We start from the raw sequence: 1,253 nt of genomic DNA on the forward strand, positions 1-1,253 counted from the left end.
GCTTTAGCGAGCAAGCGGGCGTTAAGCAGCCCGTAAGGCTCGTCGTACCCAAAAGCGATGACGAAGCCCTCGTCATTTACGCAAACAGAAATGATGCGTATCTGGTCGATCCGTACACTGCGCAGATCATCGGCAAGGATCGCGGCACGGGCTTTGTGCTAACAGTGATGGCGTTGCATCGAAATTTAGGCCTAGCGCTAAGCGGCAATAAAACTGCAGCCGAGGTCGGCAAACAGATCGTAGGCGCGAGTGTCGTGGCGATGATACTGCTCGTAATAAGCGGCGTTTGGCTGCATTTTCCAAGGCTTAGGCGTAAATTTATCGAGGCGATAAAGCCAAATTTTAAACTCAAAAAATACGCTCTTTTTTACAATCTACACACGAGCCTAGGCTCGCTAAGTGCGGTAATTTACCTTCTCATCTGTTTAACCGGGCTTAACTGGTCGTACGGCTGGTATAATGATGCCGTGATGAGGCTTTTTGTAAGTTCGCAAAATTTACCGCAAGCTAGCGCGCCTAAAGCCGTCACTTCTAAAGATCACGCCACCTCACCTGCTAAGGAGGAGGGCAAAAAGCCCGATACGTATAAATTTAGCGACGTGCAGAGGGCTTATGAGATATTCAGATCAAGTGGCATAGAGTATAAAGAATTTACCCTAATGCTCGCAGCCGGAGATAAAATCGGCGTCAGATATTATGAGCCCGACGCGCCCGCTACCGCCCGTCCAAAAGGCGCGAGCGTGAAGCTAAAGGAGGGAAAGGTCGCGGAGCAGAAGCAAACGGATGGTATCACCGTGGGTGAGTTCAAGGACGCGAACTATCAGCTTCACACGGGCTATTTTTTCGGGCTAGCGGGTAAAATTTTATGGTCGCTCGTTTCGCTTTGCATGGCGCTTTTTATCTTTAGCGGCTTTTATATGACGGCAAAAAGGACGTTTAAATCAGAAAAGCTCGGCTAAATTTTACTTTGGCGATAGAGGTGCGACAAGCGGCGCAAGAGAGCTAAATATCTACGAATCATTGAGATGAAATTTGCCGAAGCGGATCGAGAAAAGCCCTGATTTAACGATATTTGAGACATACTAAAATTATCGCAGATTAAGTCTATGTGAGGTATATTGCGGAAAATTTTAGGAGCGAAATTTGAAAACGAGATATTATCTGTGCTTGGTCTGCATCATAATAATATGCGCTTTGTGCGCGATACTTTCGATTATCGCGGAGTATAAATACCAAAATTCAGCCGAAAAAAT

Annotated in this window: 1 protein-coding gene; it reads left to right on the plus strand. The window is 46.4% G+C overall.

The annotated features are described in order from the left end of the window. Positions 1–959 (plus strand): PepSY domain-containing protein (locus Q0256_RS09935; protein ID WP_297962625.1); only part of this gene is annotated, 959 nt, incomplete at its 5' end. Positions 960–1,253 lie beyond the last annotated feature (294 nt).

It is taken from the genome of uncultured Campylobacter sp. (genome assembly GCF_937949835.1).
Taxonomy (GTDB): Bacteria; Campylobacterota; Campylobacteria; order Campylobacterales; family Campylobacteraceae; genus Campylobacter_B.